23 protein-coding genes are annotated in these 25,007 nt (G+C 35.2%); 5 read left to right on the top strand and 18 right to left on the bottom strand.

All coding sequences use genetic code 11. The annotated features are described in order from the left end of the window. Position 1 precedes the first annotated feature (1 nt). Both IPI31_05545 and IPI31_05540 read left to right on the top strand, forming a co-directional pair. Positions 2–1,072 (top strand): isoaspartyl peptidase/L-asparaginase, encoded by a 1,071-nt coding sequence (locus IPI31_05545; GenBank protein MBK7567273.1) that lies wholly within the window; start codon positions 2–4, stop codon positions 1,070–1,072. Beyond that, entirely contained in the window at positions 1,065–1,961 is an 897-nt protein-coding gene (locus IPI31_05540) for a hypothetical protein (protein MBK7567272.1), read from the top strand. The genes IPI31_05545 and IPI31_05540 overlap by 8 nt, the downstream gene beginning before the upstream one ends. Positions 1,962–2,024: 63 nt before the next feature. Here IPI31_05540 and IPI31_05535 read toward each other — a convergent pair whose 3' ends face one another. From IPI31_05535 to IPI31_05515, 5 genes are all read right to left on the bottom strand, one after another. Next, positions 2,025–4,151 carry a gliding motility-associated C-terminal domain-containing protein gene (locus tag IPI31_05535; protein MBK7567271.1) on the bottom strand — a complete coding sequence of 709 codons (2,127 nt, stop codon included), beginning with the start codon at positions 4,149–4,151 and terminating at the stop codon, positions 2,025–2,027. Positions 4,152–4,187: 36 nt separating this feature from the next. Next, positions 4,188–7,343, bottom strand: coding sequence for an SBBP repeat-containing protein (locus tag IPI31_05530; protein MBK7567270.1), 3,156 nt, complete (start codon positions 7,341–7,343; stop codon positions 4,188–4,190). 308 nt (positions 7,344–7,651) lie between these two features. Further along, the gene (locus IPI31_05525) at positions 7,652–7,978 is read right to left on the bottom strand and encodes an iron-sulfur cluster assembly accessory protein (protein ID MBK7567269.1); all 327 of its coding nucleotides are present in this window, start codon (positions 7,976–7,978) and stop codon (positions 7,652–7,654) included. Between the two features lie 107 nt (positions 7,979–8,085). Beyond that, positions 8,086–8,505 (bottom strand): Fe-S cluster assembly scaffold IscU, encoded by a 420-nt coding sequence (gene iscU / locus IPI31_05520; GenBank protein MBK7567268.1) that lies wholly within the window; start codon positions 8,503–8,505, stop codon positions 8,086–8,088. 208 nt (positions 8,506–8,713) lie between these two features. Beyond that, positions 8,714–9,931, bottom strand: a complete 1,218-nt coding sequence (locus IPI31_05515; GenBank protein MBK7567267.1) for an IscS subfamily cysteine desulfurase — start codon at positions 9,929–9,931, stop codon at positions 8,714–8,716. A 113-nt stretch (positions 9,932–10,044) separates the two neighbouring features. Between IPI31_05515 and mce the strand changes: the two genes are divergently transcribed. Beyond that, positions 10,045–10,470: a methylmalonyl-CoA epimerase gene (gene mce, locus IPI31_05510; GenBank protein ID MBK7567266.1), complete on the top strand. Its 426-nt coding sequence runs from the start codon at positions 10,045–10,047 to the stop codon at positions 10,468–10,470. Between the two features lie 424 nt (positions 10,471–10,894). Here the strand turns inward: mce and IPI31_05505 are convergent, their stop codons facing one another. Both IPI31_05505 and IPI31_05500 read right to left on the bottom strand, forming a co-directional pair. Continuing rightward, a complete protein-coding gene (locus IPI31_05505) occupies positions 10,895–12,751 on the bottom strand; it encodes a peptidase M61 (GenBank protein ID MBK7567265.1) in 1,857 nt (618 codons plus the stop codon). Between the two features lie 120 nt (positions 12,752–12,871). After that, entirely contained in the window at positions 12,872–13,756 is an 885-nt protein-coding gene (locus IPI31_05500; GenBank protein ID MBK7567264.1) for a hypothetical protein, read from the bottom strand. Between the two features lie 94 nt (positions 13,757–13,850). Between IPI31_05500 and hflX the strand changes: the two genes are divergently transcribed. After that, on the top strand, positions 13,851–15,035 hold the full coding sequence (gene hflX / locus IPI31_05495) for a GTPase HflX (protein MBK7567263.1): 1,185 nt from the start codon (positions 13,851–13,853) through the stop codon (positions 15,033–15,035). Positions 15,036–15,614: 579 nt separating this feature from the next. On the opposite strand, the gene IPI31_05490 is transcribed toward hflX, so the two are convergent. The 8 genes from IPI31_05490 to IPI31_05455 form a co-directional block, all read right to left on the bottom strand. Beyond that, entirely contained in the window at positions 15,615–16,481 is an 867-nt protein-coding gene (locus tag IPI31_05490; protein MBK7567262.1) for a phosphatidylinositol-4-phosphate 5-kinase, read from the bottom strand. A gap of 35 nt (positions 16,482–16,516) precedes the next feature. Further along, entirely contained in the window at positions 16,517–17,791 is a 1,275-nt protein-coding gene (locus IPI31_05485; protein MBK7567261.1) for a serine hydroxymethyltransferase, read from the bottom strand. 69 nt (positions 17,792–17,860) lie between these two features. Beyond that, positions 17,861–18,151, bottom strand: a complete 291-nt coding sequence (locus tag IPI31_05480; GenBank protein MBK7567260.1) for a hypothetical protein — start codon at positions 18,149–18,151, stop codon at positions 17,861–17,863. Positions 18,152–18,174: 23 nt separating this feature from the next. Beyond that, positions 18,175–19,647 (bottom strand): hypothetical protein, encoded by a 1,473-nt coding sequence (locus IPI31_05475; GenBank protein MBK7567259.1) that lies wholly within the window; start codon positions 19,645–19,647, stop codon positions 18,175–18,177. 90 nt (positions 19,648–19,737) lie between these two features. After that, positions 19,738–20,271 (bottom strand): hypothetical protein, encoded by a 534-nt coding sequence (locus tag IPI31_05470; protein MBK7567258.1) that lies wholly within the window; start codon positions 20,269–20,271, stop codon positions 19,738–19,740. Between the two features lie 30 nt (positions 20,272–20,301). After that, complete coding sequence (locus IPI31_05465) at positions 20,302–20,856, bottom strand: RNA 2'-phosphotransferase (GenBank protein ID MBK7567257.1); 555 nt, start codon at positions 20,854–20,856, stop codon at positions 20,302–20,304. A gap of 12 nt (positions 20,857–20,868) precedes the next feature. Beyond that, positions 20,869–21,336 carry a hypothetical protein gene (locus tag IPI31_05460; protein ID MBK7567256.1) on the bottom strand — a complete coding sequence of 156 codons (468 nt, stop codon included), beginning with the start codon at positions 21,334–21,336 and terminating at the stop codon, positions 20,869–20,871. Between the two features lie 31 nt (positions 21,337–21,367). Further along, positions 21,368–22,270 carry a hypothetical protein gene (locus IPI31_05455; protein MBK7567255.1) on the bottom strand — a complete coding sequence of 301 codons (903 nt, stop codon included), beginning with the start codon at positions 22,268–22,270 and terminating at the stop codon, positions 21,368–21,370. Between the two features lie 80 nt (positions 22,271–22,350). On the opposite strand from IPI31_05455, the gene IPI31_05450 reads away from it, so the two are divergent. After that, positions 22,351–23,169: an ion transporter gene (locus tag IPI31_05450; GenBank protein ID MBK7567254.1), complete on the top strand. Its 819-nt coding sequence runs from the start codon at positions 22,351–22,353 to the stop codon at positions 23,167–23,169. 15 nt (positions 23,170–23,184) lie between these two features. Here IPI31_05450 and IPI31_05445 read toward each other — a convergent pair whose 3' ends face one another. From IPI31_05445 to IPI31_05435, 3 genes are all read right to left on the bottom strand, one after another. Further along, positions 23,185–23,727 carry a hypothetical protein gene (locus IPI31_05445; GenBank protein MBK7567253.1) on the bottom strand — a complete coding sequence of 181 codons (543 nt, stop codon included), beginning with the start codon at positions 23,725–23,727 and terminating at the stop codon, positions 23,185–23,187. A gap of 121 nt (positions 23,728–23,848) precedes the next feature. After that, positions 23,849–24,217: a hypothetical protein gene (locus IPI31_05440; GenBank protein ID MBK7567252.1), complete on the bottom strand. Its 369-nt coding sequence runs from the start codon at positions 24,215–24,217 to the stop codon at positions 23,849–23,851. 125 nt (positions 24,218–24,342) lie between these two features. Next, on the bottom strand, positions 24,343–24,966 hold the full coding sequence (locus IPI31_05435; protein MBK7567251.1) for a hypothetical protein: 624 nt from the start codon (positions 24,964–24,966) through the stop codon (positions 24,343–24,345). Between the last annotated feature and the right edge of the window lie 41 nt (positions 24,967–25,007).

Raw genomic sequence — 25,007 nt, 5'->3', positions numbered from 1 at the left:
TATGAAACAGAAATTATTTACCGCATTCATTGCGTTAGGATTGTTATTTATGGTAAGCTGTAAGGATAAAAATAGCTCCATACAACACGAAACCAAGGTGAAAGAATTTGCACTCGCTATTCATGGTGGAGCCGGGCCTATGCCAAAAGGAAGTTATACTCCTGAGCAGGAAGCAGCTTTTAATGCAAAATTAAAAGAGGCAGCACAAACCGGATACGATATGCTTGCCAGAGGTGATAGTGCGATGGATGTTGTAGAAGCAGTAATTTGTATTTTGGAGGATTCGCCATTATTTAATTCGGGACAGGGCTCAGTATTTACCAATAATGGTAAAATAAAAATGGATGCCTGTGTTATGAATGGACGAACTTTGGATGCAGGTTCGGTAAATAATGTTCAGCATATAAAAAATCCTATAAAAGCAGCGCGCATGATAATGGATTCATCGAAATATATTATGTTCAGCAGTGCGGGTGCCGAGCGTTTTGCCGAGGTTCATGGTCTTGAATTAGTGGATGTTTCTTATTTCTATACGCAACATCAATATACAAGATGGAAAGGAATGAAAGACAGTACCGAAACGAAATATATCAAATATGTTGATTCGGTAATGGCACTACAAAAAATTCCCGTTGTATTAAATAATATTGAAGAAAAATATGGAACTGTAGGTTGTGTGGTTAAAGATAAATACGGTAATCTCGCTGCAGGAACTTCCACTGGCGGATTGATGAATAAAAAATACAACCGTATTGGCGATTCTCCTGTTGTAGGAGCCGGCACTTATGCTGATAACAGAACCTGTGCAATAAGCTGTACTGGCACCGGTGAAGATTTTATTAAAACAGTTGCAGCAAAAACGGTTGCAGATATGATGGAGTTCAAAGGTTTGACACTTGATGAGGCAACAAATGAAATGATACATGTGAGATTTAAAGAAATTACCGGAGATGGCGGAATGATCGCTATTGATAAAAATGGCAATACTTCTTTTCAATATAATACTGATGGAATGTTCAGAGCGAGGGTAGATAATGAAGGCAAAATAGAAACATATATTTATAATGAATAAAGTACCTTTAATAGTTATTCTACTATTTGTTTTGAATTCTTGTAAAACTAAAACGGAAGATCCAATTTTAGTTGCAGAAATAAAAACAACTTATATAGTAAGATCAGATAACGAAATAAAACACAAGGAAGAATATTTTGATTCGCTCGGAAATTGCATTAAAGAAATTTATTATGGCAGCAACTCCGGCGATACCGTAAGCATAGTGGAGAACTCCTATGCGGTTACATTGTTGCTTCAAAGTATAGAAAAAAATCGTAACGGTGAAATTCAACAAACAACTATTCACCATTATGATAATACTAACCTAAGTCAAAAAATTGTAATAAGACATGAAGACACCATGTTAATACAAAATTATTCCTATTACGACAATGGAAATATTAAACGGGAAATAACATTATATCCGCAAGAAACAATTACACCTGTTATCAATATCAGAAATTATGACATCAAAGGCAATCCCGAAACCACATATGATCAGATCTATGAAGATAGTACAATGATCGTTATTGGGCGCTACGAAATGACATCCTATATAAATACTTATGACACAAGTTCTAATCGTTTGGTAAAGGTAGTTGCAACAAAATTATTTGGTTATTATGAAATAACGGATACGCTTTATATCACATCTTTCAAGTATGATAGTTTAGGAAATTTGATCACCCAAAATTATTCCTTTAATTCAAATAAGGATGATCCTGACAGCATACAATATGAATATAAGGAAAAAGGATTCGTGCTATCTAAAAAATCCTATTTTTTAGATAGAAACAGATCAAATCAAAATTCAACTTTTATCACATTGTATGTATATGATAAGAAAAACAGGTTAATTGAAGAGCAAAATAGTGATGGATTAAGCTATAGATATGAATATAAATGATCATTTTTTGCAAAAATTTGTTAAATAAAAATTACACCTTTCTATACATTTATAAATATAAAGTCATCGGATCAGCGTAATATTTCCATCTTCAAATTGATCACCGTTCATATTACCATATTTTACTGTATAAACGTAAGTTCCAACAGGTTGCATTTTATTGCCAAAAGTACCATCCCAGGGTGCATCAATATCATTGGTTTCGTAAACTAATTGTCCCCAGCGATTATAAATTTGAAACAGTGTTAATTCAATATCACAAGTAGCAATTAACCGGAATTTATCATTTATTCCATCTTCATTTGGCGAAAAAGCATTGGGAGCAATTATATTACAATTACATTGTTGTTCAGTTACAAAGGTAGTATCTGAAAAAATCCCGCAACTATTACTGTCAATAGCCCAATAAGCTCCCGGTATAGTAACAATCAATGTGTTTCCAATTGTTCCATCATTCCATATCGCATTTTCATTGCCTGAATCAAGAAATAATTCCTCTCCTGAACATAAAATTGCTGTTGGAGGCAAATTAACCTGTTGTGCCGATGGTAAAACTGTGATAAGATCATCCATACTTATTGTATCAGATCCAACATCGTTTGTAACAATTAATGTCACATTAAAACTTCCTTCTGCATTATAACAAATTATTGGTTCTGCATCGGTGGAAGTACTTGGTGTTCCTCCATCAAAACTCCAGCTATAACTTGTTGCTCCGGTGCCTGCATACACAAACGGGATACAAGTTTCAGCACAAATAGTATCCTCTTCTATAGTAAATTCCGCAATTGGTCCCAATGCGGTGGTATCACAAAATTTTACTATCCAAAGATCATCGGTTAAAAATTCGTAGGCAGGCTGTGATTTATATCCTACCGCCGGAGAATATGTTTGTGTACCAAATAAATAACAACCGTCGTTGAGCTCCAATCCTAAACCGATCTCATCATGTCCTCCATTTAATAAAGTTTTATCCCACAACACTACACCATTGATATCTGTTTTTATAGTCCACATTTGTTCTTCCCCTAAATTATTTTCCGATTTTTCTCCGCTGATTGGTGAATAGGAATTACCGGTAAATAAATATCCGCCATCAGAAGTTTGGAGAATATTTCCGAATTCATCTTCAAAATTTATCCCACCATAAACATTATCCCACAATATATTTCCATCGGCATTAATTTTTACTATCCAGAAATCGGAGGTATTTCCATAAGTAACATCGTTATATGCATCATCTGTTTTATCACCACCATCATCTGATCTGGAATATCCTCCAAGTAAAACATTATTATCAGAATCCACGATCATATCATAAAATTTTTCCTCCAGGTTTCCACCGTATTTTTTATCCCAGATATAATTTCCGTTTGCATCAGTTTTAACCACCCAATAGTCACCAAGTCCTATTTGAGGAGCTGTTTTATCTCCGCTAATTCCTGATCCGGAATGTCCGCCAAGCATAAGGGAGCCATCGTTTAATTCTACAAGTCCATCCATTTGATCCAATTCCGTTCCGCCATATCTTTTATCCCATAATTTATTTCCGGAAGCATCTGTTTTTACGATCCAATAATCATATTCATATGCACCAATATCCCATGCCGTTTCTGTTTTATCACCACTAATTCCACCTTCCGTATAACCTCCTAAAACAAATCCTCCATCTTGTGTTTGAATTATTTCTGTAAAATAATCGGCCGAATTAGTTCCAAACCTTTTATCCCATAATTTATTACCTGCAGCATCAATTTTAATCATCCAATAATCAAGATATCCCCAACATGCCTGAGAGCGCTCACCTGAAATTCCGGAACTGGAAACACCTGCCAGAATTATGCTGCCATCTGCAAGTGGAATCATATCTATTCCAATTTCTTGCTGTGCACCGCCGTATCTGTAATCCCAAATTTTTACACCAAATTCATCCAGCTTCATGATCCAGAAATCACCGGAATTTATACCGGGAAATGCTTCATACGCGTCTTGAGATTTATCTCCTTCCGCATCCGAACTCGATTCACCAAATAATATTATCTCACCAGAAGGATATTGATACATTTTATGCAGCTCTTCATACTCATCACCTCCATACCTATAGTCGAATTCTTTTTCTGTAGGTGCCTGGGCAATTAAAAAAGAATAAGCGAATAGTAAAAAAGGGAATATTAAAAGTTTGCGTTCCATATTATTTAATTAAATGATGTTCAAGTATACTATTTATCACTCCACTTTAATTAATTGAAGTGTTTTTGAAAATGAATTATTTGATAGATGAGCTGTATATATTCCGGGAATTAATTCTTCTCCTATTGAAATAGATTCCGTTCCAGGCAAAATATTTTGTGATAATATATGTTTTCCGGTAATATCATAAATATTTAAAATGGCTTCTTCAGTAATATTTACAAAATTCAACATTGTAGTTTCGGAAAATGGATTTGGCATTGCTTCCAGATTCATTCCAATTTCCGGGCTTCCATCTTGTTTACAAGTGATTGCGGTAACGTTAATAACATTGGAAGTTTTTGTACAACCGTTTGCATTTGTAACTACAACTTTATATGCGCCTGAAGATTTTGCATAATATGTTGCTGATGTTGCACCTACAATATTCGGTTTTCCTTTTTTCCATTGGTAAGTAAGTCCAGCGCCTGTATTTGCATTTAATGCTACACTGTCGCCAGTACAAATAGTTGTCGCTCCACCGGCAACAACAACAGCTTCAGGTAGAGGAGTACAATATTTAACTGTTGTAAAATCAAAATTTGTATTTCCTGTTCCTTTACTATATCCGGTTATATATAGATAACCATTATTATCCAAAATAGCTTGTTTTCCAACATCTTCACCTAAACCTGTTCCGTTATATTTTAATGTTAACAATTTTGTTCCAATTGTATTATAATTCATTGCTAAATAATCTGAAATATTTGTTGCATTTCCGGTTTTACCTGCCGTATAAATATTTCCGGAAGCATCCGTTACAACACTGTATCCTTCATCGTTAAATGCGCCGCCACTGGTATATCTTTTTGCCCAGTTTTGCGTTCCTGTTGCAGCATTGTATCTGATTAAAGCAATATCATTTAATGATGTGGTTCCTGCACTGCTGCCCGTTACATAAACATCTGTTGCTGTTGCAGAAATTCCAAACGCGATATCAATTGCATCTCCTGTTCCGTTGTATGTTTTTTTCCACAACTGCGTAAGCATAGTATCATATTTCAAAGTAACATAATCATCAAAATTCCCGCTTACAAATTCAGATCCTGTTACATAAATGGAGGAACCAATTGCGAACATGCTTTCTCCTGCATCATTTCCACCACTTGTTCCTGCGAATGTCGCCTGAGCAACCGAGGCTCCGAAATTGTCGTATTTTATTGTTACGATGTCATTATTCGTGCCGTTAAAACTTTCGCCGGTAATAAATATTTTATTTCCGGATAATACCAATTTATTTGGTTTATCGTTGGCATTTCCAACTCCATTAAATCTGCTAACCCATTGTTGTAAACCCAGTGCATTATATTTCATTGTGATATAATCGTAATTTGTAATTAAAGGAGAAGGATCTCCATCACTATAACCGGTAACATAAATATCACCTATTGCGGAAACTCCAATTGAAACAAGTTTATCCAATTGATTTGCCGCATAATTATAAATTGCCGACCACTGTAATACACCGGAAGTATTATATTTTAAAACGATACAATCGTCAAATGTACCGGCGCCATTACTATAACCTGCTACATAAACATTTCCTGAAATATCGGTTGTAATTGCGAGTCCCTCGTCGTTTTCGTCGGTACCATTAAATGTGCGCGACCATAGTGTTACTCCTGCCGGACTTACTTTTTGTACTAAAATATCTCGTTGTGCTCCGGCTGAAATGGTATATCCTGTAATATATAAATTATTGGAAGCATCTGTTGCTATAGCATTTGCTTTATCGGTAAAATCACCTTTTCCATTAAATGTTTTTGCAAACTGAAATACTCCTGTACTATTATATTTAATTAAGGTTGCATCTTTTTGAGTAGCAGTAAAATTAACCCCTCCGCTTATCCATACATTTCCTGTTGCATCAACTAAAATATTGGATGGGATATCCTCAGAATTTGCAATTGTTCCGTCATAATATTTTATCCATTGCTGCGCACCCAACGAATTATATTTAACGGTCATAAATTCATAATTTAGAGTTCCACCTGCAGCTGCGTCACTTTTTCCAGTTACATAAACATTTGCGGAAGCGTCGATAAAAATATCAGATGGAACATCTTCCTGTAACACAGGATTACCTGTTACAGTATTCCATTGTTGAACACCAGCGGAATTATATTTTATTGTTCTGAAATTATAATCAGTAGAACCTCCGCCAATAATATCGCTTTGGCCTGTTACATAAATATTCGCGGAGGCATCTGCTTTAATTGTAGAGATTCTATCATTATCCCCGCCATCAAATATTTTTGCCCATTGTTGAACTCCGGTGCTATTATATTTTAGTGTTACATAATCATCATCACTTCCATTAAATCGAATTCCACCAACATAAATATTTCCTGATGCATCTCTTACAATTGCCTGACCTCTATCGTCACCACCGGGACCCGAATAAACCTTAGTCCAGTTTATTGTTCCTAAAGTTGAATAACTTATTGTAATAATATCTTCATTTAATCCATTATCCGTTCTTCCGGTTATGATACATCCACCACTATTATCAGCAACAGTTCCTGCAGCTCTGTCGGTTAGACCTGCATCATAACGAACAGCCCATTGCTGCACACCGGCCGAATTATATTTTAATGTAATGATATCATCAATATTTGCGGCATCGTGATCACTTCTTCCGGAAATAAAAATATTATTGGAAGCATCAATCGACATAGCAGCAGGAAATTCATCTTCATTTGCAGTTGCATAATTATATCGGGCTGACCACAAAAGTGTTCCTGACGAATTATATTGAATTGTTAGAATATCATTTTTTGTGGAGGTAGAACCACCATCGGAATATCCGGTAACCGTAATATTTCCGGCAGCATCAATTGCAATGAAATTAGCTTCATCGTCCAAGTTGGATAAATAATTATATTTTCTGGTCCATAATGTATCTCCGGAAGCATTAAGTTTCGCGGTTAAAAAATCTTTTCCTGTTCCCGGATTTACTGTGTAACCAGTAAGGTAAAAATTGCCGAGGGCATCGGTAATCGCGTTATTATAGCGGTCAGAATTATCACCGGCACCATTTAAACGGTTTTTCCATAAAGCTGTTTGAGCAGATGTTTCTAAAGTGGTCAGGGTTAAGATCACTAACAGGAAAATGGGTGTTTTTACCTTGTTGAGTAAGAAGTTTGCGCGCATAAATAGTTATTAATTGAATTTTAACATTGGTTTAAACGGATATATGTTTATACATCCAACGTAAAGATGCATCGCGCCCAAAGGCTGTGAAAACACAGTTTTTGATAATTTCCGATGTAAAATGGGTCAAAAAGTTGGCCGATAAGAGGATCTGGGTTGGATTTTATTACCAAAAAGCAGTAGCAGCAAGCATTTCAGGTCATAATATGGAGGACATTATAACTCCTTTTTCAACAATTATAACATAAAAAACCTCTCAGGCTGCCTGCCAAAGAGGTTAAAGTTCAAGTATGAATAGAAAAGAGATACTAAACTGCAAAACTTTCTCCACATCCGCAAGTTCTTCCTGCATTTGGGTTGATAAATTGAAAGCCTTTTCCATTTAGTCCGTCGGAATAATCTAAAGTTGTATCACATAAATAGAGGAAACTTTTGAGGTCGGTAACTAATTTTTCGCCTCTGTCCTCAAATAACTGATCGCCCGGTTTTTCTTCGTTATCAAAATCCATTTTATAACTCAATCCACTGCAACCACCTCCTACAACGCTAATGCGAATAAAGAAGTCTTGTCCTAATCCCGCCTGGGATTTTAGGTCTTCTACTTTTTCTTTTGCAAGTTCGCTGATGAATATCATAGTATTTAGTAGTTAGTATTTAGTAGTTAGATATCCTTCGCAAGAAAATTATCGCAATGCGATAAAATCATTCTTGAGAATAAAAATCACCAATAAATATTATTGTATTAATGAACAATTTTATCTTCCAAAACCAACGCCTCAAGACCGTTCTTAATACGGTAGTCCTGAATTGCTGCTTTGATAGCGTCTTCGGCTAATACGGAACAGTGAATTTTAACCGGAGGCAAAGCCAGCTCTTCCACTATATCCATATTATCAATTGTTAAAGCCTCATCAATTGTTTTTCCTTTTAGCCATTCTGTAGCTAATGAGGAAGAAGCAATTGCACTTCCGCAACCAAAGGTTTTAAATTTAGCGTCAACGATCTTTTGTGTTTCAGGATCAACCTCGATCTGTAAACGCATAACATCACCACACTCAGGAGCTCCAACTAATCCGGTGCCCACTTCTTTTTTCTTATTGTCGAGCGTTCCCACATTTTGAGGATTCTCGTAGTGATCCAATACTTTTTTTGAATATGCCATAACTTTAATTTAGTGAGTAGTGAGGGAATATTAATTTACCAAACTACTCGGATTTATGTTTTTACTTTTCGTTTTTTCGTGAATCATGAGGCGTGATTCGTGAGTTTAATCCTACTTGGGTTAAAATTCATTACTCATTTATCATCTTAACAAATTTTTCGTTCAATAATTCATAAAACCTTCACATTTGCTAATCAGCCGCGGCTGATCAATGCGCTGCCCATTCGATCGTGCTGAGATCAATTCCATCTTTAAACATTTCCCAAAGTGGACTCATTTCTCTCAATTTTAGCACTGCTGTTCTAACGTGTTCTATGGTATAATCAATTTGTTCGTCGGTTGTAAATCTGCCGAGTGAAAAACGAATACTGGAATGTGCAAGGTCATCACCTAAACCGAGTGCTTTTAACACATAACTTGGTTCTAATGAAGCACTTGTGCAGGCAGATCCACTGCTTACGGCAATATTTTGGTTGAATGCCATCATTAATCCCTCTCCTTCAACATATTTGAAGGAAATATTGGAAATATGTGGCAAACGGCTTTCGCGGTTTCCATTCACATACGACTCTTCAATTTTCATAAGTTCTGTTTCCAGACGATCGCGCATTTTGCTTAGTCTTGCAGCATCTGCGTCCATTTCGAGCATAGCAAGTTCGGCAGCTTTGCCAAAACCAACAATACCGGGTACATTTAATGTACCGCTGCGCATTCCGCGTTCGTGACCTCCGCCGTCCATTTGGGCAGTAACTTTTACCCTAGGGTTCTTTCTGCGCACGTACAAGGCTCCAACACCCTTCGGACCATACATTTTGTGAGCGGTAAAGGCCATAAGGTCGATACCGTCGCGCTCCACATCTATAGAAATTTTACCTGCAGCCTGTGTTGCATCCGTAAACAATAAAGCACCCTTTTTATGGGCAATTTCAGCAATTTTTTTAATGGGGTGGATGGTGCCGATCTCATTGTTGGCATACATTACAGCCACCAAAATGGTTTTATCGGTAATTACACTTTCCAGTTCGTTAAGATCGATATTTCCTTCGTTGTCGGTTTTGAGATAAGTAACTTCAGCTCCTTGTTTTTCGAGGTGTTTGCAAGTATCCAAAACTGCTTTATGCTCCGTGGTAACTGTAACTATATGGTTACCCTTCCTGGAATACATATCGAAAACCCCTTTAATAGCGAGATTATCAGCCTCTGTAGCACCGGAAGTAAGGATGATCTCCTTATCGGAAGCATTTATAAGTTTTGCAATTTGTTCACGGGCTTTGTCTACCGCACCTTCGGCTTCCCAGCCAAAAGGATGGTTTCTGCTTGCCGCATTGCCAAAATGTTCGTAAAAGTAAGGCACCATGGTATCAACAACACGAGGGTCGGCAGGCGTGGTGGCGCTATTATCCAGATATATAGGTAGTTTGAGCATAATTGTTATTTAGACTAATTCTAAAACACAAAGCTATATCAAAAGTTCGGGTTTTGGTAAATTTTTTAGGCAGAAATGCATATTGAGTGCATGGTACCTCCTACTTTTGAGATATGAAAAAGATAGAACACATCGGAATTGCAGTTAAAAATCTGGAAGCTGCCAATATTTTATTCGCAAAATTATTTGGCAAACAACATTATAAAATTGAGGGTGTAGAAAGAGAAGGTGTGCAAACCTCTTTTTTTATGATGGGCGAAACAAAAGTAGAATTATTGCAAGCAACAAATGATGAATCAGCAATAGAAAAATTTATTGAAAAACGCGGCGAAGGAATTCACCACATCGCATTTGCCGTTGACGATATTTATGCAGAAATGAAACGCATGGAAGCGGAAGGATTTATTTTATTAAACAAAGAACCTTTACCGGGTGCGGATAATAAATTGATTTGTTTTTTGCATCCGAAAAGTACCGGGGGGATTTTGGTGGAGTTGTGCATGGAGAGGGAGGAGAAAGGAGAAAGGAGAGAGGAGTGAGGAGTTTAAATTTCTTGCGAAATTTTTTAGGTTTAACATTAGTGAGACCTTCGCGAAGAGCGAAAGCCTCACCTCCTCCGAATTTAAGGTAAATCGCACCCATTTGTTTTCCTGATACTTGATACCTGATTCTTGATACCATATAAAGGAGTTTAAATTTCTTGCGAAATTTTTTGGTTTACTGTAAGTGAGACCCTCGCGAAGAGTGAGAGCCTCACAATTTCTTTCGAATTTTCAGTATATAAAATCGTTTGTTTTCCTCCAAAAGTATAATTACTATCAAATTACTTCGATTTTGAAAGAGAAAATAAAATTTACAATTTAAATCGAACTAAGTCCTTTATCCACCTTACCTTGTCCTTTGTCAAATCCCGTGTCCCGTGTCCTGTGTCCTGTGTCCCGTGTCCTGTGTCCCGTGTCCCTATTAACCGTTTAACCATGCATTTCTCAAATTAATTTGTTCAGGTGTTGCATTTTCATTTATCATTAATACGCGTGGTTTTTCAACTTCTACCTCCATTGCATTTCCTTTTAATTTTACTTTTTTGAGTTTGCCGTTTTTCATTTTGCGTTGGGCAATTATTATTACTTTATCTCCGGGTTTTGTTTGCGATTTCCAGAGGTCGATCGTGTTGTTGCCATTTCCTGCTGTTAACGACATACCATTTATACTTAATAAACGATCGCCAACCTGATAACCCATGTCTTTCGCAAAAGCATTAGACCCTTCGAGGTCGTTAATAACTATTGTACTTTCTTCATCGGTGATATCATAATTCAAGGAAACATTTCCCAATGTTATAATTTTCATATATTCTACAGGTGAAGTAATTATTCCTGCATAGGCAAAATACTTATCATAGGGAATTGATTTATTTCCTTCCACATAATTTGTGAAAAATTTTCCAATCTCCGGGTAGGTCATTGCCGTAATTTTATCAAATAATTCATCATCTACAAATGCTTTATTAATTCCATATTCTTTTCCAAGATCACGCATGAGTTCCTGTGTGCCATATTTGCCGTTGCTCAAACGACGCAATTCTATATCGAGGCACATATTTATCAGGGCACCTTTTTGATATACGTTGCCGTATTCCTCTTTATATTGTTCAAGGCAATTTTTACTCATAGTTGTAAAGGCAAGTGTATCGTTATAATAAGCACTAGAATTTTCAATTTTACCTTGCATTCTCAATAAAAATTCTTCCTTGGAGATCAGCCCGGCCTGAACCTGTGCATGATGTGCAGCGTATTCCGTTTGCCCTTCATACAACCACAAATGTTTACTCATATTCGGTTCAATAAAATTGAAATCAGCAATTTCTCCGGAATGAATATTTAATGGAGTTACAATATGAAAAAATTCATGAGCACAAACATCTCTCAATGTTTCTGCAATATCTTGAATGGGCATTTCAGGCAAAAAATAAACACTGGAATTTTTGTGTTCCAGGGCGCCCATACTACCGCTCACACTAGCAGTATCGGTAAAATAAAATAAAAATGCGTATTTATCTACCGGTAATTTCCCTCCCAGATATTTTCCTTGCGCTTCCAGTATTTCACTAACATTATCCATGATTTGTTGTGCAGTAATTATTTTATTGGGAGAATAAACACCAATTAAAACTTCCGCACCCCCAACCATTTTCATCGCAGTATCTGCAACTGCATATAAAATTGGCGAATCTGCGAGATGATCATAATTGTTTAAATGATAAGTATCCGACCATTGATCATTTTTTTCCGTTTTTAAAGGAGTTGCACCATAAAATGATTCCGGTTTTTTAATGATGAGTTCATAATCATTTTCTTTCATGCCTTCCATATATCCGATGAATCCGAAAGTATTGATCATAAAATTATTGTCGTAAATATTAGTTCCTGCAGGTTCAAAAACAACATTTTCCATCGTCATGTCGTAGGAATCGTCTACCCAATATTCAATTTTATCCAATTGCGTGGCATTAAATATTTTATATTGATTAACATCAACAGGTTCAAATTTTAATTTATTGCCTTTTTTATCAAATGCATTAAATTCAAATATAAATCTACCGAAATCGTAAATGGAATAGGTTCCGGGAACTATTTTCGGGAGACAATACACAATTGTTTCAGACGAAACCTCCGGCACATCAATAGTTACTTTTACACGATCATTTTCCACCTTGGTAAGGTCGATGGTGGCTATATAATTAGTGTTATTTTGGGGTATTTCTTCCGCAAATACAGAACTTGTTAAAGCCATTAGTATGGCAACAAACATATTTTTCATATCTACATTTTTAGGTATATCGCAAAATAAGTGGGAATGTTACTTAACAGATGTTAAAGTTAAGAGAGATTAACATCGTAATTGAAAATTTAACTTTGTCTTGATGAGGTATTAGAGCTATCACTTATAAACTATCGGAAACTCCTTTTCAATCCCCCCAAACCCTTTGTAGTATCTCGCCAAACCCGGAATCATGGATCCTTCAAAATCGAAGGTAATATCTGTTCCGGCATTGGTTTTTAAATTATGGTCTAGGAGAAATGTCATGGCCTGTTTTTCTTTACCGATATCGCTCGAAACAGCAGATAAAAATATAAGATGCCCGTTGCTTTTGATAAAAAATGCAAGTGAAAGCAATTCGTTATTTTCATCTGAAACACCTGTGATATATCCTTTATTGATACTCAAAAGCATTTCCATTAATTTTTGCAAACGATTTTGATCACTATCACTTTGTGTGCCTCTTAATTCTTTGCCTAAATATTTCTTTCTATAGGATATTAATTCGGCAGGCATAATATTCTGTACAATTTTCAAATTACTGCTTAAAGCTTTTTTTAAATTTCGTTTTGTATTTGTTGAGTATTTCTGCGATAATTCGGTATAGGTTTTATTCAGATTGATATGATGAGTTACTTTGTGTTTTACCTTTAAAAACGATTCCAGCGCAGGATTTTTAGTATTGAGGTGTAAATTTATTTTTCGAAAATGAGATGGTATCGCATTGATAAAATAATGTAGTTGATTTTCCTGGTCCGGTTTTGCAAAAAACAAACCCAATTGTTGCACAAAAAATGGCTGATAAATTTGTTTAAATACTACACGATTTTTAAAAGGGAGCGGAAAAACAGCTTCATAGTCATCTAGTATCAATGCATCCCAATTTTCATCCGAAGCAATATTTAAATACCGAAAATAGGCATAAGGCAAGCCATTCAGCGAGTTTTCGATACACCTGTCCCATTTTATTTGATCCAAATCCTTATGGCGTATATAGTGTATCAATGCGGTTGTTTTGGCAAATATATGGTCTTTAACAGCATCTGTAATTCATTACAATGTCAATTTCATCGAATAACGGTGTTAAATTTGCAATCAGATGCTGCATATTATAGAAAACAATAAAAAAGAAAGGGCGATACTTATTGGTCTTGTTACCCAAAATCAAACTTTGGAACAACTGAATGAGTATTTTGACGAATTGGAATTTCTTGCCGAAACCGCCGGCGCAGAAACGATTGAAAAGTTTTATCAAAAATTGCCACATCCCGACATGAAAACCTATGTTGGTAAGGGTAAGCTTCAGGAAATTGTGGATTTTGTAACGGCAAATGAAATTGATCTTGTGATTTTGGATGATGAAATTTCACCGTCCCAATTGCGCAATATAGAAGCGGAGGTAAAAATTAAAGTTGTGGATCGCAGTATGCTCATTCTCGACATTTTTGCCACACGCGCACAAACGGTTCAGGCAAAAACTCAGGTTGAACTCGCACAAACGCAATATATGTTACCGCGATTAAAAGGATTATGGTCGCATTTGGACAGAATAAAAGGTGGTATCGGAATGCGTGGTTCGGGGGAAAAAGAAATTGAGACCGACAGACGTGTTGCCCAACAAAAGATCGCATTACTTAAAGAGAAACTTTTAAAAATAGGATTACAAAACGAAACGCAAAGAAAAAATCGCGGTGACTTAATCCGTGTTGCTTTGGTGGGATATACCAACGTTGGTAAATCCACCATCATGAATTTACTGAGTAAAAGTGAAGTGTTCGCAGAAAATAAATTATTTGCAACATTGGATACCACAGTAAGAAAAATTGTGCTCGATAGAACTCCTTTTTTATTAAGTGATACTGTTGGGTTTATAAGGAAACTTCCCCATCATTTAATTGAAAGTTTTAAATCAACTTTAGATGAAGTGCGTGAGAGTGATATTTTATTACATGTAGTTGATATTTCGCATCCGGCTTTTGAAGATCAAATAAAAGTAGTAAATGAAACACTGAAAGAATTAAATGCCTCTGAAAAACCGAGTATTTTAATTTTTAACAAAATGGATCTTTACGAAAAAAATAATTTCGATAAATATTTGCAAAGCGATATTAAACTAGACATCCTAAACGACCTTAAAAAATCGTGGATGAGTAAATCGAATTATCATTGTGTGTTTATTTCTGCTACCGAAAAAAATAATGTCGGAGAACTGAGGGTGTTGTTAACTGATTTGGTGAAGGAGCAGTATCAGATTAGGTATCCGTATAAGACGGAGTTCTTTTGAATGAGAAATGAGTGATGAGTAATGAGGGTGATCCTCGTTAGCCGAATGATTTTACTCCTGACTTTGGGTGAGTGGTGAGTAGGGAGTAGTGAGATTGATCCTCGTTAGCCGAATGATTTTACACCTGACTTTGGGTGAGTGGTGAGTAGGGAGTAGTGAGATTGATCCTCGTTAGCCGAATGATTTTACACCTGACTAATGACTCTTGACAAATTTCGTGAATCGTCAAACGTGAATCGTGAGTCCGTCATGTATGCCGTGGTTGTGTGTTTTTCACCAACCACTGAAGGGCGAAGGAAAATCGTGAATCGTGAAAAAGGGAACGCGGATGACGCGGATCGGGCGGAAAAAAAAGGATAAAAAAAGGAGCAAAAATTTTAATCCTCGAAAACCGAACAAATATGGACGCAGGAGTCAGGACACAAAACACAGGACTTAGATTTAAATCGAAATATCTTATTCCATAATAGAAGTTATCAGTTGGTCAAAATATTTTCAATCCTAAACCGACGCCCCCTTTTTTTCACTTTCCACACCCTTCCTTCCTTTAACCCTTAGATCCTTCCTTTCGAATCTTCCTCACTCTCCCAAATAATTATCATTCTTCCACTTACCCTTCTGGATTGTTCCATTGCTGAAATAATAGGTACCTTGGCCTTCTCTTTTATTGTTTTTGTATTCTCCTTCGTATTTATCGCCGGCGGCAGTGATCATTATTCCATATCCATTGTAGGCGCCATCTTTAAAATCGCCGGTGTAGGTTGTACCGTTGGCAAAAGTGAATACTCCTTTTCCATTCATATTATTGGCAATATAATCACCAACATATTTATCTCCTGTTTTATAAATATAAGTTCCTCTGCCTTCATACATTCCATTTTTAAAATCACCGGTATAATTATCACCTGAAGGCATTGTATAAACACCGGAACCATGGAAACTATTATCAACAAATTCGCCGGTATATTTTTCTCCTGTATTATAAATTAAAACTCCTTTGCCATTGTATTTATCATTTTTAAATTCGCCGGTGTATTTACTTCCATTTGCAAAAGTGTAAACACCTTTTCCTTCTTTGTTATTATTTACGAAAGCTCCTGTATAAGAATCACCATTTGCATCTTTATAAACTCCTTTTCCTTCCAATTTACCAGCGCTGAATTCGCCAACATAAGATGCACCATCGGCATAAACCAAGGTTCCCTTTCCTTCATAATAATCATTTTTAAATTTACCGGTATATTTTTCGCCGCTTGCAAAAGTGTAAACTCCACTGCCCGTGCGCAATCCTTTTTTATATTTACCTGAATAGGTACTTCCGTCTTCCCATTTATATGTGCCGGTACCTTTTTGACAATCGCCGGAAATACAACCTGTTTGAGCATTTAAGGTAAATGCGGTTAGAAGAAATAATACTGCGGTTACAATGTTTTTAAGATTTTTCATATAGTGTATTTTTATTTTATAAATTTTTTAATTAGTTAATAAGCGAATAAAGAAAATGCAGATGCAAAAGTATTGATCTCTTTTTTAATGCGCAATTTTAAATCCATATCATCGGAATTCATAATTATCTGATCAATCCAGTCAACAAATTGTTCCATATCCTTTTCTTTCATCCCACGAGTGGTTACCGCGGGTGTTCCAATACGAATTCCCGAAGTAACAAAGGGTGATTTATCATCAAATGGAACCATGTTCTTATTTACAGTGATATTTGCCTCTCCTAAAACAGCTTCCGCTTTTTTTCCGGAAATATTTTTGCTGCGAAGGTCAATCAACATTAAATGGTTATCTGTTCCACCGGAAATAATTTTGTATCCGCGACCAACAAATGCATTCGCCATTGCCTGAGCATTTGCAATTACCTGTTTACAATAATTTTTATAATCCGCGGTAAGGTCTTCCCCAAAGGCAATTGCCTTTGCTGCGATTACATGTTCCAAAGGTCCTCCCTGTGTTCCCGGAAAAACTGCACTATCCATTATTGTGCTCATCATTTTTGTTTCACCTTTTGGAGTTTTTTGTCCCCATGGATTTTCAAAATCTTTACCTATCATGATCATTCCTCCGCGGGGGCCACGCAATGTTTTATGTGTTGTTGTAGTAACAATATGACAATGCGGCATCGGATCATTCAACAATTTTGTTGCGATGAGACCTGCGGGATGAGAAATATCTGCCATTAAAATTGCGCCGACACTATCTGCAATGGCGCGAAACCTTGCATAATCCCAATCGCGGGCATAAGCACTTGCGCCTGCAATTATGAGTTTTGGTTTTTCGCGGTGTGCGATCTCCTCCACTTTATTCATATCAATTAAACCTGTTTCCTCTTCTACGGAATAAAAAACAGGTTTGTATAATTTACCGGAAAAATTAACCGGACTTCCGTGTGTTAAATGTCCACCGTGCGATAAATTAAATCCAAGCAAGGTATCTCCGGCATTAATACATCCGAGCATAACAGCAGCATTAGCCTGAGCTCCGCTGTGAGGTTGCACATTTGCATAATCGGCACCAAACAATTGTTTGGCTCTGTCGATGGCAAGTTGTTCTGCCTCATCCACAAATTCACATCCACCGTAATATCTTTTTCCCGGGTAACCTTCGGCATATTTGTTTGTAAGGCAGCTTCCCATAGCTTCCATCACCTGAGTGCTGACAAAATTTTCGCTGGCGATCAATTCAATGCCTTCTGTCTGGCGATGGAGTTCTTTTTGAATAATATCGAATATCTGATTATCTCTTTGCATAAGTTGGAATTCAAGGCAAATATATGGGAAAAATTGTCAGTATGGAGCAGTAAAAATCAGCACTTTTAATTATTCATCAAAAATTCTGTATCGGTAAAAATTTATCAAGCCGTATTTAGATAATTTAAATAATCTTTCTCTGTCAACTCCCTTAGCCAATACCCAATTTTTCCATTGAGTTAAAAATCTTCCCCAAACAAACCAACCAACTCCGGAACCGATAACCATGGATATTGTTAAACCCAATCCCAAATTCAGACTCACGATAATAACCAAAGCTATGATAACTGAAACAGGTAAATTAACCATCAATTGACCAAAAAGAATTATTTTAAAAGAAGATGTTGTTTTTGTTTCCATACCTGATGTAATACTTTCAGAAATTATTTTACCTGGTAAATGGTATAAAGATCGTTACTTAACATTTGTTGAAACATTTCAGGATTAGCATTGATTTCTTCCTTAATATATCCATAATAATCGAACCGTCCAGTTACTACATAAAATACGTTTTCCCTCTTTATTAAATTTAACATTTGATCCTTAAATTCCGCATCAGGAAAAACGACACCATTTCTATCTGTAAATAAACAAAAAGCCCTTGGTTTTGTGCACATCACCACTGCATCTTTCGGCGAATTTTCCCGTATAAATTGAAAAGTTTCATTTGCCTCATTCGACTGCACTCCAAAAGGTATTTCCTGCCTTGACATTCGATTATGATCATCAATATAAATAAAAGTTAAACAAATGAGTGAAACCCCAATTAATGACCTGGAAACCCATTTTACTTTCATACCTTGCAAACAATACATGCTATAATAAAAAAATAAAGGAATTATTGGAATTAAATAGCGTGTTCCCTGGTAACCGGGAAATACAAAAATAAGCAGCATATAAAATACAACAAATAAATCCACAGGGGAAAATTTATTGCTTACTTTCTTATAAAATCCTGCCGCTGCTGTTACATGAAATATCCAAAAGACAAGTTCGTTTAAATTTGTGTTCAATCGGGTTATAAAGGTTAAATGGGTAACATTCGTAAAAGAACGAATATAATTATTAGCTCTGCCAAAAGCATTATCGGCAATTACATTCGGACTATGTTTTCCAAGTTCAGAAAAAAGAATATTCAGATAATTACTTGAAGGCATTATCAGATTTTGAATTATCATTAATCCAACAACCATACAAGTAACAAGTATAGTATCTCGGGATATCCTTTTAAATTGTATCAATTCAAAAAGCAGAATTGCAGGTAATACCAAAAACCCCGTTACCCTGATAGCTGAGCCAAACCAAATAACCAACGCAAATAATAACAGACGAAAATATCTTCCCGGAGTAAGTCGTCGTTTTTCATCCATTATAAAAACAAGTAAAATAAAACATGCAGCGGGAAAATCTGCCAAAATATTCTCCTTTTGATCTCTAAAAAAAGGGCTCAACCCCACGATCAACAAAATAACAATTAACCATGAAAATGGGATCTTATCTTTAAAATATACCCATATCAACCATAATAACAATAAGAACCAACATATAATAAATATTTTTAATTTATAAAAGTCGAGTCCTGTAATACTGTATACAGGTGCCAGAACCAATGGAAAACCGGGCGGATAATTTTGAGGTGAATAGGTTGGTGCAAACTCGTGTAAAATTAATCCGGTATCATCATATGCCCTGCCCTCTGAAATGTTTCTTGCATGTGATAAATACATGGCAAAATCATCTCCCCAAACATGTCCTGGAGAGGCAGTGTAAACTGAAAAAAATCCGATTCCTGATATAAAAACAAGAACCAGAATCCATTGATATCGTATGTCACCAATTAATTTTGTTATTTTCATGCATGTATCACTTGTGCGCCTTCATTTAAGAGTGGCTTCGGCGTAAAGTGTACCAAATATAAAATTAAAGCACAACTTAATCGCAATAAATCAATTGGTAATTTCTTTCCACCTACCTTTTGTAAAAAATACATTACCGAATTTCGATGAATTAAACACATAATAAAAATCGCGGGGAACTCTGAATAATGTAGGGTTATCTTCTATGATATGATGGCGAGGTGCATTGATATTAATTATTAATCTAGGTCGTTTATAGGCATGATGAAAACTTATGGTACCGCTATATGTTTTAACAATGGCCTTTCCCTCTGTAACATAAAAATAGATGCTGTCATTTTTTGTGATCTCAAACCGAAAATGGTCGTACTGCCAGTCAGCCTGAAAACCGGGATATTTGTTTCTATCAATTACATATTCGCCGTAAATATCTTCACGTTCAAGGTTTATTGGTGTTGTAAAATAATCAATTATTCTACCGGTTACAATCAACAAAAAAATAAGCAGCCAAAATCCTCCCAATATCTTTCCAAATAATTTTTTGCCAGAGAAAAGCCAAATCAAGGCAAGAAGAATGGAAATTGGAGCTAATATAAAAATAAAAAGTAAAGTAATAAAGAACATTAATATAACTATTTAATAAAAGTAATTTGTTTAAAGTGCATGGTCTCTCAAATATTTAACAGGAACATGATCTGTAAGCCATACGCCATTTTCCGATAAATAAAATTCAAAATTATCGTTGTGCATTTCCTGCGCCAATATTTCGAAAACAAATGGTTTTCCATGACGCTGACCCACCTTGATGGCAGTTTCAATATCACTACTGAGATGAACATGGTTTCTTCCTTTTTTTTCAAGGCCTGTTTCCAAGATGAACAAAACAGAATTTGAACCAGTACCATGAAATAAAATTTCCGGCGGTTTTTGCGATTTAATGTTTAAGTCAACTTCAATGGAATGTCCTTGATTTGCCCTTATTTTGGTAAGGGTGGAATTAAAAGCAAACCTTTGTTTAGCGTTGGTTTCAACAACAGATTTTAAAGTTTTGAAATCAATGCTCCAACCATTTTGATTTAATTTTGTCAGTAGTATGTCAGTATCTGTCCAACCATTCACATCTAGATCTATTCCAATTGTTTCAGGTTTATGGCGCAATACCAAGCTTAAAAATTTGCTGATCTGTGTAATTTCTTTTTGGTTAGGCATTAGGGGGAATTTCTATTTGTAAAAGTTAAGTAATTCGTAAGCATCTTTAACAAATGCTTTTCCATTTAATTCGCTTCCAAAATAATCCTGATGAAATTCCTCATCATTATAATAGTAAATATAACTATCCCAATTCTTAATGCCACAACTATACATGAGTTCTCTGATCATGATCAATTTATGACCTCTAAAATAGTAGGTGGAGTAACTCTGTGCCGTTCCATGCCCTATCATTTCTATTTTACTAATTTCTTTCGTTTCCGGGTTAATTGAGTAGTTGACACAAATTGTATCATCAATTTCCTTAAATGTCCAGCCTATTAGATTTGCGGAATCACATTTAATAATTATTTCAAATTTACTCTTGTCAACCAGAGAAACATAATCTTGATACTTTAATAGCGTGTCTTGATTCTGGCAAAATCCAATGACAAAATTGGTTGCGAAAAAAAACAGCGCCATAACCAATCTTAACTTCATGTAAATTACTATTTTTTTAAGTATTGTGAATTCACTCAAATTTAATTGTTACTCTGTTGTACTCATTTTCTTCGATGGTCTTATTCAGGTTTTCGTCGATGAATATCATTAAATAAAGTTCCTTTATTTCAGAATTTTTAATTTTAACCTCATTTTTATATATAGTAAAACAATCAGTCTTCCACCTCAACCTTACTTTACCATCACTCATTTTAGCAATCACATCAGCTCTTTTATCAGTATCCGATTCATAATAAATAAAGTGATGTCCTGTACTGTCCACATACATACATTCATAGGGTTTATTCTGCTCTGCTGCAATTCCAGTCCCTGTATAGGAATAAAAAGGATTAGAATTGGTAATTATTCCTTCCTCAAAGTACTTTAAATCCGATTTGTCTATTGTTGCTGCAATTTTAGCAGCGTGCCATTGCAAATTGTCAGAATTATATGGAAAAATATCAAACTCTATTGAAATTTCGCCTCTGGAAAGTAAGAGTTCTGATTCACCATATTGCAAAATATTTCCATTTATTGTAACTGTGCTGATTTCCTTTTCTGTATTTTCAATCGCATCAAAAACATTTTCCATTGGTTCTTCATTCAACTTAAAATAAGAAACTTCAAATTTATCGTTCACCACTTCACCCTGAACTTCTGCGGTTCTGATCGTTTCACAAAAACCATCACGGGCATGTGAATCACCATGCGAATCTATGTCAGTTCCGCTTACATAATATGCTTTACCATCCATTCTAATTGCAAGATCGCAGCCCTTTCCAGGCAGAGAGAAATTGCATTGCCCACAAGAGGCTTCTACAGTATAGGTCTTTTTGAGTGGATCTGCTATCACCAGATTACCTGAAGTAACAACATTCTGTGCTTGGGCAATAAATGAGCATGTTATAAAGGCGAAACAAAAAACGTATTTCATAAAAACAAAGTTTTAAAAGTAAATTTACTGATTAATTCCTTATTATCTTTAATCGATTTTTAAAATTCAGGGATCTGTGTATGTTGAAACAAAAAAAGGATAAAATACGCAATAGGTTACAGGAAATAATTTACGAATCGAACACTCCTGCCGGAAAAGCTTTTGATGTTTCGCTGTTGATTTTGATCATATGGAGTATTTTAATTGTGATCTTCGATAGTGTGGAGAGTTGGCATGCATCATTTGGGCGATTATTTTTTATACTGGAATGGATATTCACCATTATTTTTACAATCGAATATATTTTGCGTCTGGTTAGTATAAAAAGGCCTTTGAGTTATGTATTTAGTTTTTTAGGAGTTATTGATCTCCTTGCAATTATTCCCAGTTATTTAAGTATATTTTTTATTGGTGCGCAATCGTTGCTTGTGTTACGTGCATTGCGATTACTGCGAATATTCCGCATTTTTAAATTAACTCATTTTCTAACGGAGATGCAATTTCTGGGAGAAGCCATAAAAGGAAGCTTGAGGAAGATCAGTATTTTCATGCTCATCGTTTTAATGCTTGTGGTAATTCTTGGTTCTATAATGTACCTTGTTGAAAACGGAGAAAATGGATTTGCAAGCATTCCTGATTGTATTTATTGGGCTATAGTTACCATTACTACGGTAGGTTATGGCGATATTTCACCTGTAACACCATTGGGCAAATTTGTAGCAAGTATTATCATGCTTATGGGTTATGCTATTATCGCTGTTCCCACAGGTATTGTTACAACAGAAATGGCTCTGGCAGCAAGAAAAAATGAACAAAAAAATGAGGTTTGTCCGAGATGTGGAAAGGAAGGACATGATAAGGATGCAAAATATTGTAAGAGGTGTGGGGAGTTGATTTAAATTGTCACAATATATTTAATCATTAGAATAAAGTAATCCCCATTTCCCGATATTCATTGTTTTAATAAAAGGTTCACCTATTTTATATGCTCTGTCCACTTTTAATTCCACTAATCTATCCACCTGCGGAACATTTATTTTAATATAGTGTTTTGTAGGTCCCTTTCTAATTCCTTCTCCGGTAATTTCATATTCAATTACAGTAGTATTTATTGTTATAGATTGGGATGCACCTAAATACCCATTACTTAATATTATTAAACTAAGTGTAGTACCTATTAAAACTATAGATAGACCAATTGTTAAAATAAAAACTCTGAAAAATACGAATATGCCTGATAAGTATCTTTTTTTCTCGTTTTGTCGAATAAATTTTTGGTAAATGATATAACTTAAAGGTATCATAAGAATTAAAATGGGCAATGCGAAATATTTCATGGTCCAGTTTACCGCAGGATCTAATTCAATAAAGTCAAATGCATAAAATGAAGAAACGATTGTTATTAAACAAATTACCAAAAGGAGATAAAATATGTTTTTAAACTTTTTTCCTGGCATTCCGAATAAACTAAATTATATTTTTTCTATTTTAAAATAATAATTTGTGTATGAACTTAATACCCTTATAATGATATAAATAAAAATAATGACCTGCTTAAAATAGTTGCAGAGTACCGTATCAATTCAAATGACAAAGTCTGGTCCACTCTAATCCTTTTCGGGATTTAATACATTGATATTTTGTGTCGATGGACCATTTATCGTGAATGGCAAATTCAGATTCGAAGTCACTTAACAGAATTGTATTTCCGTTTAAAGTCCATTTACCTTTTACATCAATAATTTTGGTCTTATCAAAACTATTGTAGTAATGAAAAGTATGATCATCATTTACAGACAGTTCGATCTTAGCACCTGCACCATTTTCCATATTGCAAATGCCATAAATGCCGGGAACCATTTTATCCGGATATTGCTCGTTGGTAAATGAAGATGTGAGTAAAACAACCGTAAGAATTGCTAAAAAGGCGGAAGTAAAAGTTTTCATAACATAAATTTTATCGATATTCATTTTTTTCAGAATTGGTTCTTGTAAGGGACTAATAATTGCAAATTTTGCAAACAATTGACCAATTTCTACAAATTTTGTATGCCAAATTAGGGTTAAATGGATTATTTAACAAATTTTTTCCGCCATAAAATGATAAGTGAGGTTAATAAGATGACAATAACGATAGAAGATATAATTATGATGATTCTGTTTTCCTTGTTTAATCTATCGTTTGTGGCAATTAATAAACCATTATCGCGATCAATTTCCTGTTTTGACAATAAATGAGATGATTTGTTTTTACTATCTTTCCATTCTTCGTGTAATTCTTCCAATTTCTCTATTTCTTTTTCACTAATGTTTTGAAGTAAATCTGTACGAGAACATTCTGATGCCGAAAGAAAGGTTGCGAAATGCCTGGTATCAGCATAGATCAAATATGTTTTTCCCACCTCAAAATTCCTATCACAGGAACCTCCACCGGTATTAGTAAAAGTTCTTATATTATTTTCCGTATTGAAACCATATTTATAACTTTCTAATACTCGTACGGTGTATAGTTGAACCTTTGATCCATAAGAAGAATATATATTGTCGGAAGTGTCCATACTAATTACTTCCCCAACAAAAACCTGACTGGCAGTTTCCCAGCTATCCTTTATGTTGGGTTTTGATCCGCATGTACAAGAATAGGAAATTGAGTAAAATTGAACTATAAAAATAAGGGAGATAAAAAATTTAGGCATGTAATTAATTAATTCTCTACGAATTTACATATTTTTTTTTG

Source organism: Bacteroidota bacterium (assembly GCA_016706865.1).
Classification (GTDB): Bacteria; Bacteroidota; Bacteroidia; order Chitinophagales; family BACL12; genus UBA7236.
Note: the sequence above shows the minus strand (reverse complement) of the source record. Positions and strands in the feature narration are given on the sequence as shown.

Coding starts and splice junctions, on each gene's coding strand:
- IPI31_05525 (MBK7567269.1), bottom strand. CDS start 7,978: ATGATATTCATCAGCGAACTTGCAAAAGAAAAAGTAGAAGACCTAAAA.
- IPI31_05455 (MBK7567255.1), bottom strand. CDS start 22,270: ATGAAATACGTTTTTTGTTTCGCCTTTATAACATGCTCATTTATTGCC.
- IPI31_05545 (MBK7567273.1), top strand. CDS start 2: ATGAAACAGAAATTATTTACCGCATTCATTGCGTTAGGATTGTTATTT.
- IPI31_05530 (MBK7567270.1), bottom strand. CDS start 7,343: ATGCGCGCAAACTTCTTACTCAACAAGGTAAAAACACCCATTTTCCTG.
- mce (MBK7567266.1), top strand. CDS start 10,045: ATGAAAAAGATAGAACACATCGGAATTGCAGTTAAAAATCTGGAAGCT.
- IPI31_05435 (MBK7567251.1), bottom strand. CDS start 24,966: ATGCCTAAATTTTTTATCTCCCTTATTTTTATAGTTCAATTTTACTCA.
- IPI31_05535 (MBK7567271.1), bottom strand. CDS start 4,151: ATGGAACGCAAACTTTTAATATTCCCTTTTTTACTATTCGCTTATTCT.
- IPI31_05450 (MBK7567254.1), top strand. CDS start 22,351: ATGTTGAAACAAAAAAAGGATAAAATACGCAATAGGTTACAGGAAATA.
- IPI31_05440 (MBK7567252.1), bottom strand. CDS start 24,217: ATGAAAACTTTTACTTCCGCCTTTTTAGCAATTCTTACGGTTGTTTTA.
- IPI31_05490 (MBK7567262.1), bottom strand. CDS start 16,481: ATGAAAAATCTTAAAAACATTGTAACCGCAGTATTATTTCTTCTAACC.
- IPI31_05505 (MBK7567265.1), bottom strand. CDS start 12,751: ATGAAAAATATGTTTGTTGCCATACTAATGGCTTTAACAAGTTCTGTA.
- IPI31_05485 (MBK7567261.1), bottom strand. CDS start 17,791: ATGCAAAGAGATAATCAGATATTCGATATTATTCAAAAAGAACTCCAT.
- iscU (MBK7567268.1), bottom strand. CDS start 8,505: ATGGCATATTCAAAAAAAGTATTGGATCACTACGAGAATCCTCAAAAT.
- hflX (MBK7567263.1), top strand. CDS start 13,851: ATGCTGCATATTATAGAAAACAATAAAAAAGAAAGGGCGATACTTATT.
- IPI31_05460 (MBK7567256.1), bottom strand. CDS start 21,336: ATGAAGTTAAGATTGGTTATGGCGCTGTTTTTTTTCGCAACCAATTTT.
- IPI31_05480 (MBK7567260.1), bottom strand. CDS start 18,151: ATGGAAACAAAAACAACATCTTCTTTTAAAATAATTCTTTTTGGTCAA.
- IPI31_05540 (MBK7567272.1), top strand. CDS start 1,065: ATGAATAAAGTACCTTTAATAGTTATTCTACTATTTGTTTTGAATTCT.
- IPI31_05475 (MBK7567259.1), bottom strand. CDS start 19,647: ATGAAAATAACAAAATTAATTGGTGACATACGATATCAATGGATTCTG.
- IPI31_05465 (MBK7567257.1), bottom strand. CDS start 20,856: ATGCCTAACCAAAAAGAAATTACACAGATCAGCAAATTTTTAAGCTTG.
- IPI31_05445 (MBK7567253.1), bottom strand. CDS start 23,727: ATGCCAGGAAAAAAGTTTAAAAACATATTTTATCTCCTTTTGGTAATT.
- IPI31_05470 (MBK7567258.1), bottom strand. CDS start 20,271: ATGTTCTTTATTACTTTACTTTTTATTTTTATATTAGCTCCAATTTCC.
- IPI31_05515 (MBK7567267.1), bottom strand. CDS start 9,931: ATGCTCAAACTACCTATATATCTGGATAATAGCGCCACCACGCCTGCC.